Here is a 16,253-nt window from a genome sequence, read left to right as displayed (position 1 = left end):
AACAACGGTGGCCCGTCCGGAATGCCTGGTCAGGCCCTCAGCACGAACACGGAACCGGCGACGCCGACGCCGACCTCGGTGCCCGGCTCGGGTGCTGCCAGCCCGGGTACTCGCGCGACCAGCGAGGGCCCGTGCGGGAGCAGGTCGAGCCGCACGGCCGCGTCGTGCCCGTAGAAGGACACGTCGCCGACCCGCGCCCCGGTCCGGCCCGGCGTGATCGTGACCTGCTCGGGGCGGATGACCACGTCGACCTCGCCGTCGGCCACGGTCCCGTGCACCGGCGCGTCGCCCAGGGCGCAGTGGGCAACACCGGCCTTGACGGTCGCGTGCAGGATCGCCGCGCCACCGACGAACTGGGCTACCTCGGCGTCCGCCGGCGTGCGGTACAGGTCGCGCGGCCGGTCCGCCTGCACCAGCAGGCCGCGCCGCATCACCGCGACCTGGTCGGCGAGCGAGAGCGCCTCGTCCTGGTCGTGGGTCACCAGCACCGCTGTCGTGCCGGTGGCGCGCAGCGCGTGCGTCACCGCGCGGCCCGTGCTCACGCGCAGCGACGCATCAAGCGAGGAGAAGGGCTCGTCGAGCAGCACGACCGTCGGAGCCGGCGCCAGGGCCCGGGCCAGCGCCACCCGCTGCTGCTGACCGCCGGAGAGCTCGTGGGGTGCCCGGTCGGCGTACGAGCGGGGCAGCTCGACGAGGTCGAGCATCTCCGCGACCCGGTCGGAGCCACGTTGCGCCTTCGGCAGGCCGAAGCCGATGTTGGCGGCGACGTCGAGATGCGGGAACAACGCGCCCTCCTGCGGCACGTAGCCGACGCGGCGCTGCTGGGGCGGCGTCGACGTGCCGGGCCCGGCGACGACGCGGTCGTCGAAGGAGATCGTCCCTGCCTGCGGCGAGAGGAACCCGGCCACCAGCCGGAGCAGCGTCGTCTTGCCGCACCCGGAGGGACCGAGCACGGCCGTCAGCGAGCCCTGCGGCACGAGCAGGTCGACGCGGTCGACGGCGCGGAGCTCGCCGAAGGCGTACGTCACCCCGCGCAGCTCGACCCGGCTCATGCCGCGATCCTCTCGCGCCGGTCCGCCTGCCGCATCAGCAGGAGGGTCGCCGGGATCGAGATCAGCACGAGCAGCAGGGCGTACGGTGCCGCGGCGCCGTAGCGCAGGTCGGTCGAGGCGGACCAGAAGCTGGTGGCGAGGGTGTCGGTGCCGATCGGCGACAGCATCAGGGTCGCGGTCAGCTCGGTCGAGATCGCGAGGAACACCAGCGCCGCGCCGGCGCCGATGCTGGGGGCGATCACCGGGAGCGTCACCCGACGCGCAGTCTCGAGCGGACCGCTGCCGAGGCTGTGGGCGACGTCGTCGAGGACCACCGGCGCCTGCTCGAGACCCGCGCGGAGGGTCACGACGGCGCGCGGCAGGAACAGCACGGCGTACGCCGCCACGAGCAGCAGCGACGTCTGGTAGACGACCGGGATGACGCGGAGGCTGACCGTGACGAACGCGAGGGCCACCACGATGCCCGGGAGCGCGTTGGCGACGTACGTGCTGCGCTCGATCAGCGTGGTGGCCGCACCCCGGTAGCGCACCGCCAGCCACGCCACGGGGAGCGCGAGCACGCTGGTGACGACGGCGCCCGCGGCGGCCAGGCCCATCGTGCTGACAGTGGCCTCGGCGAGCTCGCCGATCGGGAACTCGGTGGACGTGCCGACCCGGAGCCAGTGCACCAGCGCGTACGTCGGGACGCCGACCGAGAGCCCGACGAACCCGGTCACCAGCGCGGTCACCGGCCAGCGGGCACAGCCGAGCCGGACCGGCTCGAGCGTGCGCGCGGCTCCGTGCCCGAGCCGCGCGAACCGCCGGCGGCCGCGCAGCCGCAGCTCGCCGAGCAGCAGCAGCAGGCAGCACAGCACGAGCACCCCGGCGATCATGTTGGCCGCGGCGCCGTTGAAGGTCGACCCGTACAGGTCGTAGATCGCGGTGGTGAAGGTCGGGAACCGCAGCAGCTGCAAGGCACCGAACTCGGCGAGCAGGTGCAGGCCCACCAGCAGGCAACCCCCGAGCAGACCAGGCCGCAGCTGCGGCAGCACCACGGTCCGGAACGAGCGCCACCGGCTCTGGCCGAGCGACCACGCAGCCTCCTCCATCGCCGGGTCGAGACCGCGCAGCATCGCCACGACCGGCAGGTAGACGAGGGGGTAGTAGGAGAGCGTGATGACCAGCAGCGCCCCGCCGAACCCCGCCACGCTCCGCTCGAGGGAGACCCAGGCGTAGCTGTTGACGAACGCCGGCACCGCGAGCGGCGCCACGAGCAGGCCGTGCCACAGGTTCTTGAACCGGATGTCGGTCCGCTCGACGAGGAACGCCAGGGCCACTCCCAGCACGGCGCACGTGACCATGCTCCCGACGGCCAGCCGCACGGTGTTCCACAGCAACATCCCGACCCGCGGTCGGACGACCAGGTCCCAGGCCTCGGCCGGCCCGATCAGCACGGTGTACGTCGCGACGAAGCCGAGCGGCACGAGCGCCAGCAGCGCCACTGCAGCCCCGGCGAACAGCAACGGGCGCGGCGCCGGTCGGGCCGAGCTGTCGGTGCGGCCGCCTGGGTGCTCGAGTGGGGCGAGGAGAGTCAGAGCAGGCCGGCCTCGGTCATGAGCTCGGTGACCTGCGGACCGTTGAGCGTGAACGGGTCGATCTCAGGCGGCTCGAGCTCGTCGAACGGCTTCACCTCGGGGTCCAGCGTGGCCTCGGGGTTGAGCGGGTACTCCAGGGCGTAGGAGTCGGCCATCGCCTGCTGGCCCTCGGTGCTGGTGAGGAACTCGACGAACCGCTGCGCGTTCTCCTGGTGCTCCGAGCTGGCGAGGACGCCGGCGCCGGAGATGCTGACGAAGGCACCAGGGTCCTGGTCGCCGAAGAAGTGGAGGGCGGTCGAGTCGGAGTTCTCGCCCGACTCCTTCTGGTCGCGGTACCAGTAGTAGTGGTAGGCGATGCCGGCGTCGACGTCGCCGGCGTTGACGCTCTGCATCACGACCAGGTTGTTGTCGAGGATCACTCCGTTGGTCTTCAGGCCGGCGAGCCACTCGGCGGTGGCTTCCTCGCCCTCCGCGGCCAGGACGGCGCTCACGATCGCCTGGAAGTCGGCCCCGGTCGGCGAGAACCCGACTCGCCCCTCCCACTCGGGCTCGGCGAAGTCGAGGATCGACTCCGGAAGATCGGCCTCGGTGAGCGCCTCGGTGTTGTACATGGCGACCGTGGAGCGGGCCAGGATGCCGGTCCAGCTGCCGGAGCTCGGCACGTACTCGTCAGGGATCGGTGCGATCGCCTCCTCCGAGACCGGGGCGAACAGGCCGGCGTTGTCGACGATGGTCATGGCCGGCGAGTTCTCGGTCAGGAAGACGTCGGCAGGCGAGTCCGCTCCCTCGGCCACCAGCTGGTTGGCCAGCTCGAGGTCCTTGCCGTTGCGCAGCTCGACGTCCAGCCCGGTCTCCTCCTCGAAGAGCGGCACGATCTCCGTCATGAGCTCCTCGTGCTGGGCGTTGTAGATCACGAGATCCGGTTCGCCCAGCAGGCCGCAGCCTCCGAGCAGGGGAGCGGCGAGCAGCAGGCTGGCGCCGAGCAGGCAGACGCGCTTCGACACAGGCAATCCCTTCCAACTGATTAGGACTGCCTAACCTTACCGCCGTCGGTAGCCGGGCTGGGAAGCAGTGCCCGTCACCGGTGGTTGAGGTGCGAAGGCCGGCAAGGCGCTCGAAGCGGCTGAGGTTAACAAACGCTAACCTGAGCGGGTAGCATCCGCCCCATGAGCTTCGAGTTGTCTGCCGAGCACGAGCAGTTCCGGCGTACGGTCCGCGACTTCGCCGAGAAGGAGATCGCGCCGCACGCCGCACAGTGGGACCGCGAGCACCACTTCCCAGTCGACGTCGTGCAGAAGATGGGCCAGCTCGGCCTGATGGGGCTCACCGCGCCGGAGGAGTACGGCGGTGCCGGGATGGTCGGCGAGGACGGCGGCTTCACCAGCCTCTGCCTCGCGATCGAGGAGATCGGCCGGGTCGACCAGGGGATGGGCATCACTCTCGAGGCGGCGGTCGGGCTCGGCATCAACCCGATCCTCGCCTTCGGCAGCGACGAGCAGAAGCAGGCCTGGCTGCCCGACCTGGTCTCCGGCCAGAGGCTCGCAGGCTTCGGCCTGACCGAGCCCGGGGCCGGCTCCGACGCCGGGGCCACCCGGACCAAGGCGGTGCTCGAGGACGGCGAGTGGGTCGTCAACGGCGCCAAGCAGTTCATCACCAACGCGGGTTCGGAGATCACGTCGTGCGTCACGGTCACCGCGAGGACCGGTGTCACGACCAGCTCGTCCACCGGGGAGGAGAAGCCCGAGATCTCAGCGATCATCGTGCCGGCCGACGCGCCCGGGTTCGCCGCGGAGAAGGCGTACGACAAGCTCGGTTGGCGCTCCTCCGACACCCACCCCCTGACGTTCGAGAACTGCCGTGTGCCGGCGGGCAACCTGCTCGGCGAGCGTGGTCGCGGCTACGCCCAGTTCCTCGCCATCCTCGACGACGGCCGGGTGGCGATCGCGGCCCTCGCCGTCGGCTGCATCCAGGCCTGCCTCGACCTCTCGCTGCAGTACGCCGGGGAGCGGCAGTCGTTCGGGGTCCCGATCGGCCGCAAGCAGGGACTCGCGTTCCAGATCGCCGACCTGCGGGTGATGCTCGACGCCGCGCGGCTCCTGACCTACCGCGCCGCTGCCATGAAGGACGCGATGGACGCGGGACGCGGCGTGACGACGAAGGACTTCAAGCAGGCGGCGTCGGTCGCGAAGCTCTACGCCACCGAGTCGGCCGTCACCGCGACCCGCATCGCCACCCAGGTGTTCGGCGGTTACGGCTTCATGGAGGAGTACCCGGTCGCGCGCTTCTACCGCGACGCCAAGGTGCTCGAGATCGGCGAGGGCACCAGCGAGGTGCAGCGGATGCTGATCGCTCGCGGCCTCGGCCTGCCGGTCGAGTGACCCGGCGATGAGCGGTCGTGTCACCGCCCACGTGCAGGCCTTCAACGACACCGTCGGGTCCGGGGCGTGGGGCGAGTTCTCCGAGCGCTTCACCGACGACGCCACCCTGGCGTTCGAGGGCGTGCCGGTCGGCCCGTTCAGCGGGAGGTCGGCGATCTCGGCGGCGTACGTCGCCCAGCCGCCGACGGACACCATGACGGTCACGGACGTGAAGACCGACGGCGCGCGCGACACGGTCCGGTTCCGGTGGAGCGCCGGCGGCACCGGAACTATGTGCCTGACCTGGGACGGTGACCTGGTCGAGCAGCTCGTCGTCTCCTTCGACGACTGACGCGCTAACCAGTAATCCATGTCAGGAACCGCGGGGCGTGCCAGTAGCCTTTCAGTATGGGAGAGCGCTGGCAGCGACTCGCGGGGGAGTTCGGCCGATCCGCCGTGGCCGGGACGATCGCGTCGCTCGTCGCGTTCGTGCTCTTCAACCTGCTGGTCCACTGGGATCCCGGCTACGACCACGCTGTCCTGGAGGGCTGGCCGATCACCGGTTTCGTGATCGCCAACGTGGTCTCGACGCTGCTGACCTACCAGCTCAGCCGGGGCTGGGCGTTCCGGCACCGCGCGCCGGTCGGCTTCGCCGGTGGCCTCCTGTCGTTCTTCCTTATCAGCTACGCCAGCATGCTGATCCCGGTCACCTGCCTGTGGGTGAGCCGCAACCTGCTGCACCACGACAGCGCACTCGCCGACAACATCGCCGCGAACGTGGTCGGCCTGTTCCTCGGGTTCGTCGCGCGGTTCTTCGCCTGGCGCGCGTGGGTCTTCCCGCACGTGCCCGAGATGACCCCCGTGGCGGCCGAACAGCGGCCGGCGTTCGACTGAGCCTGGTCCGGAGCGAGCAGCGAGAGTCAGGTCCTTCCCGCGGCTGCCGTCCACAGGTCCGTCCATGAGTGTCCGAGCTCCGCGACGAGCTCGCGCAACAACGGCAAGCTCACTCCGACCACGGTGTGGTGGTCGCCTTCCAGACGCGACACGAAGGCACCGCCCAGACCGTCGACGGTGAAGGCGCCCGCGACCTGCAACGGCTCGCCTGACGCGACGTACGCCGCGATCTCGTCGTCCGTGACGTCGGCGAAGTGGACGGTCGTGGACGCCGTCGCTGCGGCGACGTGCCCCGTGGCGGTGTCGCGCAGGCAGTGGCCTGAGTGCAGCACCCCGGCCCGACCACGCATCGCCTCCCACCGGCGGGTGGCTTCCGCCGCGTCCGCCGGCTTCCCCAGCGGCTCGCCGTCGAGCTCCAGCACCGAGTCGCACCCGAGCACCAGCGCGCCCACCGGGAGGTCGTCCCGGTCGGCGACGGCTGCGCACTTGAGCTCGGCCAGCTGCAGCGCCAGCTCAGCGGGCGGCAGATCCGCCACCTGCGACTCGTCCACCCCCGACACCATGACGACCGGCTCCACCCCGGCGGAGCGCAGCGTCGCCAGTCGGGCGGGGGAGGCGGAGGCGAGGACCAGCGCGGTCCGAGCCGGGCTCACGGTTTCGAGGCTCGCGGAGCCGTTGGTTGAGGAAGGCGCGCAGCGCCTGTCTCGAAACCTCGCACCTCAACCACCGATCTTCGCGAGCGCCTGCTGGAGCGGCTCGAGGCCGAGCGCACCGAGGTCGAGCGCCTGGCGGTGGAACGTCGCGAGGTCGAAGTCGGCACCGGCCCGCGCTCGGGCCTGCTCCCGGGCCTCCAGCCAGATCCGCTCACCGACCTTGTACGACGGCGCCTGGCCGGGCCAGCCGAGGTACCGGTTCACCTCGAACCGGACGAAGGAGTCCTCCATCGCACAGTGCTGGCGCATGAACTCGTAGCCGAGGTCGGGTGTCCACGTCTCGCCGGGGTGGAACCCGAACGGGTTGTCGGCCGGGATCTCGAGCTCGAGGTGCATCCCGATGTCGACGACCACCCGCGCGGCGCGGAACGCCTGCGCGTCGAGCATCCCGAGCCGGTCGGCCGGGTCGTCGAGGTACCCGAGCTCGTCCATCAGCCGCTCGGCGTACAGCGCCCAGCCCTCCCCGTGGCCGCTCACCCAGCACATGACGCGCTGCCACCGGTTGAGGACGTCGGCGCGCAGCGCGGTCTGGCCCACCTGGAGGTGATGACCCGGGACGCCCTCGTGGTAGACCGTGGTCACCTCGCGCCACGGGTAGAAGTCGTCGATCCCGTCGGGCACCGACCACCACATGCGGCCCGGGCGGGCGAAGTCCTCGGACGGTCCGGTGTAGTAGATGCCGCCGTCGTTGGTGGGGGCGAGCATGCACTCGATCCGCCGGATCGGCTCCGGGATGTCGAAGTGGGTGTCGGCGAGCTCGCCGATGGTGCGGTCGGCGAGCTCCTGCATCCAGTCGCGGAACGCCTCGCGCCCGCTGATCCGTCGGGTCGGGTCCTGGTCGAGATGGGCGACTGCTGCGGCGCGATCGGCACCGGCGAGGATCCGGTTCGCCGTCGCGTCCATGTCGTCCTCGAGCCGCTTGAGCTCCTCCCAGCCCCACGCGTAGGTCTCGTCCAGGTCGATCTCGGCGCCGAGGAAGAACCGCGACGCGAGCTGGTACTCCTCGCGACCGACGCCGTCCGTGGTCCGGCCCTGCGGCACCAGCTCCTCGGACATGAACGCCGCGAACTCGTCCAGGGCCTCGTTGGCCGCGGCTGCGTGGCGCTCGAGCTGTGACGTGAGCGCTGGTACGTCGCACCGCGCGACCAGCTGACCCAGCAGGTCGTCGCCGGCACCGGTGCGGCCGGTCCAGCCGCCGACCTGCGCGACCACCTCGCGGTACTGCCGCGCGGCGGAGACGCGTCCGGCCGCGGCCTCCTCGGTCAGCGTCCGGCGGTATCCCTTCAGCGCCTCGGGCACCGCGGCGAGCCGGGCGTCGACGTCGGCCCAGTCCTGCTCGGTCTCGGTCGACATCAGGTCGAAGACCTCGCGCATCGCGTGCAGCCCGCTGCCGATGACCGAGACCCGGGAGCGGCTGATGCCGGCGTCGTCCAGCTCGACCTCGAGCCCGAGCCGCTCCAGGAAGGCGTCGCGGGCCACTTCCTCTCGCTCATCGACCGGCTCGGCTGCGGTCGCGTCCGCGAGGGCCCGGCGGGTCAGCGCCTCGCGTGCGTCGAATCCCTCGGGCGAGTAGTCGGTGAGGCGGTCCTCGTGTCCGGCGACTCCCATGTACGCCGCGGCGATCGGGTCGAGGGCGGCGTACTCCTCGGCGTAGCGTTCGGCGATCTGGTCCACGTGTCGGTCGGTCACGGAGTCCGACACTAGGCGGTCGGGCAAGCCCTCGACACCGAGTTATGGCCACGGCACGATGGCCGGATGGACGTCGACTCGGGAACCGGACGGCCGAGGATGGCGACGCGGGTATCGGTGGCGCGGGTGCTGGTGGCGCTGCTCATGGCAGCGGCCCTCGCCGGCTGCGGGGTCACGCGGGGGGACGACAGCCGCGACCTGCTGATGATCATCCCGAACAGTCCGGGCGGCGGCTACGACCAGACAGGCCGGGCCGCGGTGGCCGTGATGGAGGAGGACGACATCACCGGCGGCTCGTTCACGGTCGACAACATCGTCGGCGCTGGCGGCGCGGGGGCGATGACCTCGCTCATGGGACGCTCCGGTGATGAGCACACGATCATGACCGTCGGTCTGGGGGTGGTCGGCTCGACGTACTCCTTCGCGACCACATACGACGTCGGCGACGCGACGCCGCTCGCGCAGCTGATGAGCGAGCCGGAGGGGATCCTGGTCGCGGCCGACTCGCCGTACCGGACGGTCGACGACCTCGTGGCCGCCTGGACGGAGGACCCGGGGGCACTGGCGGTCGGAGGCGGCTCCTCGCCCGGCGGTCCCGACCACCTGTTCCCCATGCAGCTCGCGGCGGAGGTCGGAATCGACCCGAACGAGGTCAACTACGTGACCTACGACGGCGGGGGTCCGCTCACCAGCGCGCTGCTCGGCGACAAGATCCAGGTCGGCTTCTCCGGCCTGGCCGAGTTCGCCGGCTACGTCGAGTCCGGCGAGCTCCGGGTGCTGGCGGTGTCCGGTGAGGAGCGCTACCCGGAGGGGACCTTCGCGGAGGTGCCGACGCTCACCGAGTCGGATATCGACCTGGTCTTCCTCAACTGGCGGGGCGTGCTGGCCCCGCCAGACATCAGCGAGGAGCGGACCGAGGAGCTGATCGGCTACCTCGAGACCATGCACGACACCCCAGGGTGGAGGGCGCAGCTGGAGGAGAACGGCTGGACCGACGACTTCAAGACCGGCGACGACTTCGCGCAGTTCATCGAGGAACAGGACCAACGGGTCTCCGGGACCCTGAATGAGCTGGGGCTGATATGAACGAGCGCTTCGAGAGCTCGCCGCCGGCGGCCGAGCCGAAGCGGATCGACAAGGCGCAGTACGGCCTAGCCCTGGCACTCCTGGTTGTCGGCGTCCTGACGATCGTCGATGCCCGCGGGCTCGAGGTCGGCTTCGGAGACCCGATCGGGCCGCGATTGTTCCCCTACGTCATCGGCGCCGGGATGATCGTGCTCTCCGTGCTGCTCGCCTTCGCGACGGCGCGCGGCGACGTCGCGGAGGGCGAGGCGGGCGAGGATGTCGACCTCACGTCGCCGGCTGACTGGGTGACCGTCGGCAAGCTGGTCGGGATTCTGGTGCTCAACCTCCTGCTGGTGAACCTGGTGGGCTGGGCCATCACCGGGGCGCTGCTGTTCGCCGGCGCGGCCTGGACCCTGGGCAGCAAGTCGTTCCTCGGTGACCTGATCGTCGGTGCCGTGCTGTCCGTGGCGAGCTGGTACTTCTTCTGGTTCCTCGGCGTACCGCTGCCGGCCGGCCTGCTGGATGGAATCCTCTGATGGAGACTCTGGACCTCCTGGCGGGCGGCTTCGCCGAGGCGTTCAGCCCGCAGCTGTTGCTGTACGCCGCGATCGGCGTGCTCCTCGGTACGTTCGTCGGCGTGCTGCCCGGCATCGGTCCGGCGATGGCCGTCGCGCTGCTCCTGCCCATCACCTATGGCCTCGACGTCACCGAGTCGATGGTGATGTTCGCGGGCATCTACTACGGCGGCATGTACGGCGGGTCGACGACGTCGATCCTGCTGAACACCCCCGGGGAGTCGGCCTCGGTGATGACGGCGATCGAGGGCAACAAGATGGCCAAGCGCGGCAGGGCTGCGCAGGCGCTCGCCACGGCCGCGATCGGGTCCTTCATCGCGGGCACCATCGGCACCTTGCTCGTCGCCTTCTTCACTCCCGCTCTTGCGACCCAGGCGGTCAAGATCGGCGCACCGTCGTTCTTCGCGATCATGCTGCTCTCCCTGGTGCTGGTCACCAGCGTGCTGGGCGAGTCGAAGATTCGCGGCTTCATCGGTCTGTTCATGGGCCTGACCATCGGACTGATCGGACTCGACCTGTCGACCGCGCAGGCCAGGCTGACCTTCGGACTGCTCGAGCTCGCCGACGGCGTCAGCATCGTGGTGGTGGCGGTCGGAGTGTTCGCTGTGGGCGAGGCGCTGTGGGTCGCCGCCCACCTGCGCCGGAAACCGGTCGATGTCATCCCCGTGGGCCGGCCGTTCCTGGGCCGCGACGACTGGCGGCGCTCGTGGGGCCCGTGGCTGCGCGGCACCGGGCTCGGGTTCCCGTTCGGCGCGGTGCCGGCCGGCGGCGCCGAGACGCCGACGTTCCTCTCCTACATCACCGAGCGGAAGCTGGCCGCCCGCAAGCCGGGAGGCGAGCCGTTCGGCGAGGGCGCAATCGAAGGCGTTGCCGGGCCCGAGGCGGCCAACAACGCCAGCGCTGCCGGGATGTTCGTGCCGCTGCTCGCACTCGGCCTCCCCGTCACGGCGACCGCCTCGATCCTGCTCGCGGCCCTGCAGTCGTATGGGATCATCGTCGGCCCGACCTTGATGGACGAGCAACCCGACCTCGTGTGGACCCTGTTGGCGAGCCTGCTGATCGGCAACACGTTGCTGCTCGTCATCAACCTGCCACTGGCTCCGGTGTGGGCGAAGCTGCTGCGCATACCGCGGCCACAGCTGTATGCCGGCATCCTGTTCTTCGCCTCGCTCGGCGCCTACTCGGTGAACTCGGATCCGTTCGACCTCGCGCTCCTGCTGTTCTTCGGCGGGGTCGGGTTCGCGATCCGACGGTTCGGCATCCCGGTGCTGCCGCTGATCCTGGGCGTCATCCTCGGCCCGCTGATGGAGCTCAAGCTGCGCGAAGCGCTCGACCTCTCCAACGGTGACATCAGCGGCCTCTTCAGCGAAGCGCTCGCGATCGCCGTGTACGTCCTCATCGTGCTCGCCCTGGTCGGCCCGGTCGTGCTCGGCCGGCTCCGGAAGCCGGCCGACGAGCAGGACGCGAAGGAGGAGGTGTCGGCATGACGGTCCTCGTGGGCTACATCCCCGACCAGTACGGCGAGGCGGCGCTCGCGGCCGCCATCGAGGAGGCCGACCGTCGGGGGACCGACCTGCTGGTCCTCAACGCCTCACGCGGTGATGCGCTCGTCGACAAGCGCTACCTCGGTGAGTCCCAGCTGGGAGACCTGGAGCGACGGCTCGCCGACTCCGGTGTCGCCCACGAGATACGGCAGTCCGTCGGCAGCGACGCCGCAGACGAGCTGGTCGCCGCCGCCGGGGTCGCCGATGACCCGGTGATCGTGATCGGGATGCGGCACCGCACCCCGGTCGGCAAGCTGATCATGGGCAGCACTGCCCAACGGATTCTCCTGGATGCGCCGTGCTGGGTGATCGCGGTCAAGCCGTAGCGGGCCCCGCCTACGCCACCTGGGTCGGCCACGCCACGATGCTGGTCGAGCTGGCGGGGGTGCGGGTGCTCACCGACCCCGTGCTCACCCAGCGGGTCGGTCACCTCCGACGACGATCGGCGCCGCCGGACGCGCGGGTGCGGCAGACCGACATCGTGGTGATCTCCCACGCCCACGGCGACCACCTCCACCGGCGCTCGCTGCGCCTGGTGCTCGAGGCATCCCCGGACACCCTCGTCGTGGTGCCGCGCGGTGCGGCGGTGCACCTGCCCGCAACCCGGTCGGCCCGGGTCGAGGAGGTGGTGGTCGGGGACGTGGTCGAGCACGGGGGCCTTCGGATCGAGGTCGTCCCCGCGGTCCACAGCGGGCGGCGCGGGAAGTTCGGTGCTGAGGAGGCGTCCGCCGTCGGTTACGTCCTCGGGGGCGACGACCGGCGGCTGTGGTTCGCCGGCGACACCGACCTCTTCCCCGAGATGGACGCCATCGGCCCGGTGGACCTCGCCGCCGTGCCGATCTCGGGGTGGTGGCGCAGGCTGGGTCCGGGTCACCTCGACGAGGAGCGCGCGGTGGAGGCGGCCGTCCTGGTGAAGGCCCAGCGAGTGCTGCCGATCCACTGGGGGACGTTCAGCCCCGAGGACATGCTCGGCGGGCTGCCTCGCTGGCTCCCGGAGACGGCCAGGCGGTTCGAGCGGGCGTTGGACGAACGGGGACTGCTCGACCTGCTGGTGCGGCTGGAACCGGGTCAGACCGTGCGCTGGTGACGGCGCGCGGAAAGTCGTGGCAGCGATGTCGAGAACGCGAGGCCGGCAACGTCCCCGGGGTGAGCACCGAAGCGGTCGGTGACAGACGAAGGAGAGACAGAATGTCGAAGTACCTGCTGCTGAAGCACTACCGAGGCGGTCCCGAGCGCACCGACTACGGCTCGATCCCCATGGAGGACTGGACGCCCGAGGAGATCTCGGCCCACATCGCCTTCATGGACCACGTCGCGGACACGCTGCGCGAGCGCGGCGAGTTCGTCGAGGGCCAGGCGCTGTCCCCGGAGGGCACGTTCGTCCGGTACGACGGCGAGGGGAAGCCGCCGGTCACCGACGGTCCGTTCGCGGAGACGAAGGACCTGATCGCCGGATGGATGGTGATCGACGTGGACTCCGTCGAGCGCGCCCACGAGGCCGCAGCGTTCCTGTCCTCGGCCCCCGGCAAGGGCGGCGAGCCGATCCAGGAGTGGATCGAGGTCCGGCCCTTCCTCGAGGCACCGCCGTCGGTCACCGAGTGAACGACCTGCTCCAGGATCTACCCCGCGACGTCGGGCCCCGGGTCCTCGGCATCCTCGTCCGCCGCGGCGCCGACTTCGCGGCGGCCGAGGACGCCGTGCAGGAGGCGCTGGTCGAGGCGGTGCGCCGGTGGCCGGATGGCGTACCGGCCGACCCGAAGGGCTGGCTGGTCACGGTCGCTTGGCGCAAGTACCTGGACGCCTACCGCTCCGACAGCGCCCGCCTCGCTCGCGAGGAGCGGGTGATGGACGAGCCCGACCCGGGACCGACCGAGCAGGCCGACGACACGCTGCTGCTGCTGTTCCTCTGCTGCCACCCCGCCCTGACGCCGGCGTCGGCCGTCGCCCTCACGCTGCGGGCCGTGGGCGGTCTCACCACCCGACAGATCGCCGAGGCGTACCTCGTCCCGGAGTCGACGATGGCGCAGCGCATCAGTCGCGCCAAGCGCACGGTCGCCGAGCACCGGCTCGACCGGCCGGGCGACCTGCGCGACGTCCTGAAGGTCCTCTACCTCGTGTTCAACGAGGGCTACTCCGGGGAGATCGACCTCGCCGCGGAGGCGATCCGGCTGACCCGTCAACTCGCCTCGTCGTCGGACGAGCCGGAGGTCACCGGGCTCCTGGCGCTGATGCTGCTGCACCACGCCCGCCGCGCCGCCCGCTGGGAGGGCGCCGAGCTGGTGCCGCTCGCCGAGCAGGACCGCTCACGATGGGACACCACGATGGTGGCCGCGGGTGTGGAGCTGCTCCAGGGGGCCCTCGCTCAGGACCGGCTGGGCGAGTACCAGGCGCAGGCGGCGATCGCCGCACTCCACTGCGACGCGCCTTCCGCGGAGCAGACGGACTGGCCCCAGATCGTCGAGTGGTACGACGAGCTGCTGCACCTGACCGAGAGCCCGGTGGTCGCCCTGAACCGCGCAGTGGCGGTCGGTGAGGCCGACGGCGCGCTGGCGGGGCTGCAGGCGCTGTCCGCGGTCCCGGCCTCCGTGCCTCGCCGCACCGCCGCCGAGGCGTGGCTCCGTGAGCACGCGGGCGAGCTCGCCGCCGCCCGGTCGCTCTACACGATCGCCGCCGGGCAGGCGACGTCCGAGGCCGAGCGGCACCACCTCACGCGACAGGCGGCTCGGCTGCGCGACGCGTGAGCCGCAGCTCGCTCAGGCGGAGCCTCCGGAGAAGGCGCTGGGGAACGCCTCCCTGCAGCTACGCATCCCGCCCGCCGAGGTCGCAGCCACCAGCGCACGTGCAATAGCGCGCGTCACGCAGTCGCCTGCCTCGGTCAGCAGCGCGTGCATGCCCTCGGCGTCCGGAGCCGGCCCACCGCCGGTGGCCAGGGTGAAGACCGTGTCGCCGTCGAACATCGTGTGCACCGGGTGGATGCCCCGCGCCAGACCGTCGTGACCGATGCCGCTCACCTTGCGGCACTGCGCCTTGGTGAGCGCCGCGTCGGTCGCGATCACAGCGAGGGTCGTCGCCAGCGGGGGATGGGGGTCGGGCTGCTCCGCCGCCCGATCGCGCGCCGCCTGCAGCTCGGCGCGGTCCGGCACCCGCAGGTCCGGCAGGTCCCCCGACCGGCAGTGACGAGCGGCGTACACCTCACCGGAGCCGAGGTCGAGCGCCGAGCCGACGGCGTTCACCACGACGAGCGCTCCGACGGTGGTGCCGTCCGCGAGCCGCGCGGAGGCCGAGCCGACCCCACCCTTGAGGCCGCCGACCCGGGCGCCCGTGCCGGCGCCGACCGTGCCCTGGGCAACCTCGATGTCGGCCGCCGCCAGTGCGGCGCGCCCGAGCTCCGCGTCGGGCGTGTTGGCGAAGCCACCCCCGCGGCCGAGGTCGTAGATCACGGCCGCCGGCACGATCGGGACGACTTCGCCCGGACCGGTGCCGACCGGGAAGCCGATCCCCTGCTCCAGCAGGGCGCGGCTGACGCCCTCGGCGGAGGCGAGCCCGAGCGCGGAGCCACCGGTGAGCACGATCGCATGGACCCGCTCGACGACGTTCTCGGGCGCCAGCAGGTCGGTCTCCCGGGTCCCCGGCCCGCCCCCGCGCACGTCGACCCCGCCGACCGCACCCTCCGCGGGGGGCACCACCACCGTGACGCCGGTCAGCCACCCGTCCTCGGTTCGCTGGGCGTGACCGACCCGGATGCCGGGGACGTCGGTGATGGCGTTGCGCATCAGACGGACAGCTCGGCGCGCAGTGCCGCGGCGCGGGCCCGCACGCGGTGGTCGAGGTCGACGGCCCAGTCGGGCCAGTCGGGCTGCGGCTGCACCTCGAGGTGCGCTTGGAACGCGAGCAGGTCCTCCACCGCCGACGCCTGGGCCATCAGCGGCAGCCAGCCGATCTCCTCGTCGGAGAGGGACCGCACCCGGTGATAGCCCTCGAGGAACCGGCCCGGCACCTCCGCGTCGAGGTCGACGCCGCCGCTCACCGTCGCCCAGTCGCGGAGGGCGAACGCCACGTCGGAGACGAACCAGCCACGTCGTACGTCGTCGGGGTCGACCAGCACCACACCGTCGTCGAGGAGCACGGCGTTGTCGGCCTCCGGGTCGCCGTGCAGCACGCCGAAGACCTCGGACGTGCGCGGCAGCTCCGCCAGCCGGCGCCCGAGCAGAACCGCGAGGGTCGCCACGTCGTCGTCCGCAGTGCCGTGCGCCTCGAGCGAGAGCAGGTCGACGGCATCCGGCGCGTCCACGATGCCGTGCCCGTGCAGGTGGAGCCGCGCCAGGGCCTCACCCCACGCGGCGGCGTGCTGCGCGAGGTCCGCCCGTCCCTCGAGGATCTCGCCCTCCACGGCGGCGAGCGCCTGCACGACGTACCCCTCGACCGAGTGCGTGAAGCGACCCGAGGAGGACGCCACGGCGTTCGCGACCGGGGCGCCCGCGCCGTACCACGATGCTGCCGCTCGGGCGCCGCGCTCGAGCACCTCCCGGTGCGGCTCGGTGTCCGGCCGCAGCCGCAGCACGACCCGTCCCCTCTGACGACCCTGGTCGTCCTCCTCGCGTCGCGGCGCCACGAAGACGTGGGACGCGCTCGACCGCACGAACAGTGGTCGGTCCAGCCCCCACTCCTCCGCGGCCGCGTCGGCGACCGGGCTGTGACGCTCCTCCGGGTCCAGCGTCTCTGCGAACCGCACGAGCTCGTCGATCGTCAGCATGGGCCCCAGTATCGCGGCGTGTGCCTGAGAGTGCGCC

Annotated in this window: 17 protein-coding genes; 10 read left to right on the top strand and 7 right to left on the bottom strand. The window is 71.6% G+C overall.

Features of this window, described 5'->3' with window-relative positions:
• Positions 1–29: 29 nt before the first annotated feature.
• From VFZ39_RS14070 to VFZ39_RS14060, 3 genes are all read right to left on the bottom strand, one after another.
• A complete protein-coding gene (locus tag VFZ39_RS14070; protein WP_330866401.1) occupies positions 30–1,052 on the bottom strand; it encodes an ABC transporter ATP-binding protein in 1,023 nt (340 codons plus the stop codon).
• Positions 1,049–2,554 (bottom strand): iron ABC transporter permease, encoded by a 1,506-nt coding sequence (locus VFZ39_RS14065; protein ID WP_330866400.1) that lies wholly within the window; start codon positions 2,552–2,554, stop codon positions 1,049–1,051. Before VFZ39_RS14065 ends, VFZ39_RS14070 begins: the two co-directional genes overlap by 4 nt.
• Before the next feature lie 68 nt (positions 2,555–2,622).
• Positions 2,623–3,630, bottom strand: coding sequence for an iron ABC transporter substrate-binding protein (locus tag VFZ39_RS14060; protein ID WP_330866399.1), 1,008 nt, complete (start codon positions 3,628–3,630; stop codon positions 2,623–2,625).
• 162 nt (positions 3,631–3,792) lie between these two features.
• Here VFZ39_RS14060 and VFZ39_RS14055 point away from each other — a divergent pair, with 162 nt between their 5' ends.
• The 3 genes from VFZ39_RS14055 to VFZ39_RS14045 are packed head-to-tail and all read left to right on the top strand — an operon-like array spanning position 3,793 to position 5,877.
• Complete coding sequence (locus tag VFZ39_RS14055) at positions 3,793–5,004, top strand: acyl-CoA dehydrogenase family protein (RefSeq protein WP_330866398.1); 1,212 nt, start codon at positions 3,793–3,795, stop codon at positions 5,002–5,004.
• A gap of 7 nt (positions 5,005–5,011) precedes the next feature.
• A complete protein-coding gene (locus VFZ39_RS14050; RefSeq protein WP_330866397.1) occupies positions 5,012–5,335 on the top strand; it encodes a nuclear transport factor 2 family protein in 324 nt (107 codons plus the stop codon).
• Between the two features lie 56 nt (positions 5,336–5,391).
• A complete protein-coding gene (locus VFZ39_RS14045) occupies positions 5,392–5,877 on the top strand; it encodes a GtrA family protein (protein ID WP_330866396.1) in 486 nt (161 codons plus the stop codon).
• 26 nt (positions 5,878–5,903) lie between these two features.
• Here VFZ39_RS14045 and VFZ39_RS14040 read toward each other — a convergent pair whose 3' ends face one another.
• Together VFZ39_RS14040 and VFZ39_RS14035 are read right to left on the bottom strand one after the other, a co-directional pair.
• The gene (locus tag VFZ39_RS14040) at positions 5,904–6,530 is read right to left on the bottom strand and encodes a Maf family protein (protein WP_330866395.1); all 627 of its coding nucleotides are present in this window, start codon (positions 6,528–6,530) and stop codon (positions 5,904–5,906) included.
• A 66-nt stretch (positions 6,531–6,596) separates the two neighbouring features.
• Positions 6,597–8,279, bottom strand: a complete 1,683-nt coding sequence (locus VFZ39_RS14035) for a DUF885 domain-containing protein (RefSeq protein WP_330866394.1) — start codon at positions 8,277–8,279, stop codon at positions 6,597–6,599.
• Positions 8,280–8,345: 66 nt separating this feature from the next.
• Between VFZ39_RS14035 and VFZ39_RS14030 the strand changes: the two genes are divergently transcribed.
• The 7 genes from VFZ39_RS14030 (at position 8,346) to VFZ39_RS14000 (ending at position 14,204) form a co-directional block, all read left to right on the top strand.
• Entirely contained in the window at positions 8,346–9,365 is a 1,020-nt protein-coding gene (locus VFZ39_RS14030) for a Bug family tripartite tricarboxylate transporter substrate binding protein (RefSeq protein ID WP_330866393.1), read from the top strand.
• The gene (locus VFZ39_RS14025) at positions 9,362–9,880 is read left to right on the top strand and encodes a tripartite tricarboxylate transporter TctB family protein (RefSeq protein ID WP_330866392.1); all 519 of its coding nucleotides are present in this window, start codon (positions 9,362–9,364) and stop codon (positions 9,878–9,880) included. The genes VFZ39_RS14030 and VFZ39_RS14025 overlap by 4 nt, the downstream gene beginning before the upstream one ends.
• Positions 9,880–11,406: a tripartite tricarboxylate transporter permease gene (locus tag VFZ39_RS14020; protein ID WP_330866391.1), complete on the top strand. Its 1,527-nt coding sequence runs from the start codon at positions 9,880–9,882 to the stop codon at positions 11,404–11,406. The genes VFZ39_RS14025 and VFZ39_RS14020 overlap by 1 nt, the downstream gene beginning before the upstream one ends.
• The gene (locus VFZ39_RS14015) at positions 11,403–11,789 is read left to right on the top strand and encodes a universal stress protein (protein WP_330866390.1); all 387 of its coding nucleotides are present in this window, start codon (positions 11,403–11,405) and stop codon (positions 11,787–11,789) included. Before VFZ39_RS14020 ends, VFZ39_RS14015 begins: the two co-directional genes overlap by 4 nt.
• Positions 11,762–12,550 (top strand): MBL fold metallo-hydrolase, encoded by a 789-nt coding sequence (locus VFZ39_RS14010; protein WP_330866389.1) that lies wholly within the window; start codon positions 11,762–11,764, stop codon positions 12,548–12,550. Before VFZ39_RS14015 ends, VFZ39_RS14010 begins: the two co-directional genes overlap by 28 nt.
• Before the next feature lie 101 nt (positions 12,551–12,651).
• Positions 12,652–13,065, top strand: coding sequence for a YciI family protein (locus VFZ39_RS14005; RefSeq protein ID WP_330866388.1), 414 nt, complete (start codon positions 12,652–12,654; stop codon positions 13,063–13,065).
• Positions 13,062–14,204 carry an RNA polymerase sigma factor gene (locus VFZ39_RS14000; protein ID WP_330866387.1) on the top strand — a complete coding sequence of 381 codons (1,143 nt, stop codon included), beginning with the start codon at positions 13,062–13,064 and terminating at the stop codon, positions 14,202–14,204. The genes VFZ39_RS14005 and VFZ39_RS14000 overlap by 4 nt, the downstream gene beginning before the upstream one ends.
• A 12-nt stretch (positions 14,205–14,216) precedes the next feature.
• On the opposite strand, the gene VFZ39_RS13995 is transcribed toward VFZ39_RS14000, so the two are convergent.
• Together VFZ39_RS13995 and VFZ39_RS13990 are read right to left on the bottom strand one after the other, a co-directional pair.
• Positions 14,217–15,236 carry a P1 family peptidase gene (locus VFZ39_RS13995; RefSeq protein WP_330866386.1) on the bottom strand — a complete coding sequence of 340 codons (1,020 nt, stop codon included), beginning with the start codon at positions 15,234–15,236 and terminating at the stop codon, positions 14,217–14,219.
• Positions 15,236–16,216: a phosphotransferase enzyme family protein gene (locus VFZ39_RS13990; RefSeq protein ID WP_330866385.1), complete on the bottom strand. Its 981-nt coding sequence runs from the start codon at positions 16,214–16,216 to the stop codon at positions 15,236–15,238. Before VFZ39_RS13990 ends, VFZ39_RS13995 begins: the two co-directional genes overlap by 1 nt.
• Positions 16,217–16,253 lie beyond the last annotated feature (37 nt).

Source organism: Nocardioides sp., assembly GCF_036374615.1.
Classification (GTDB): Bacteria; Actinomycetota; Actinomycetes; order Propionibacteriales; family Nocardioidaceae; genus Nocardioides.
Note: the sequence above shows the minus strand (reverse complement) of the source record. Positions and strands in the feature narration are given on the sequence as shown.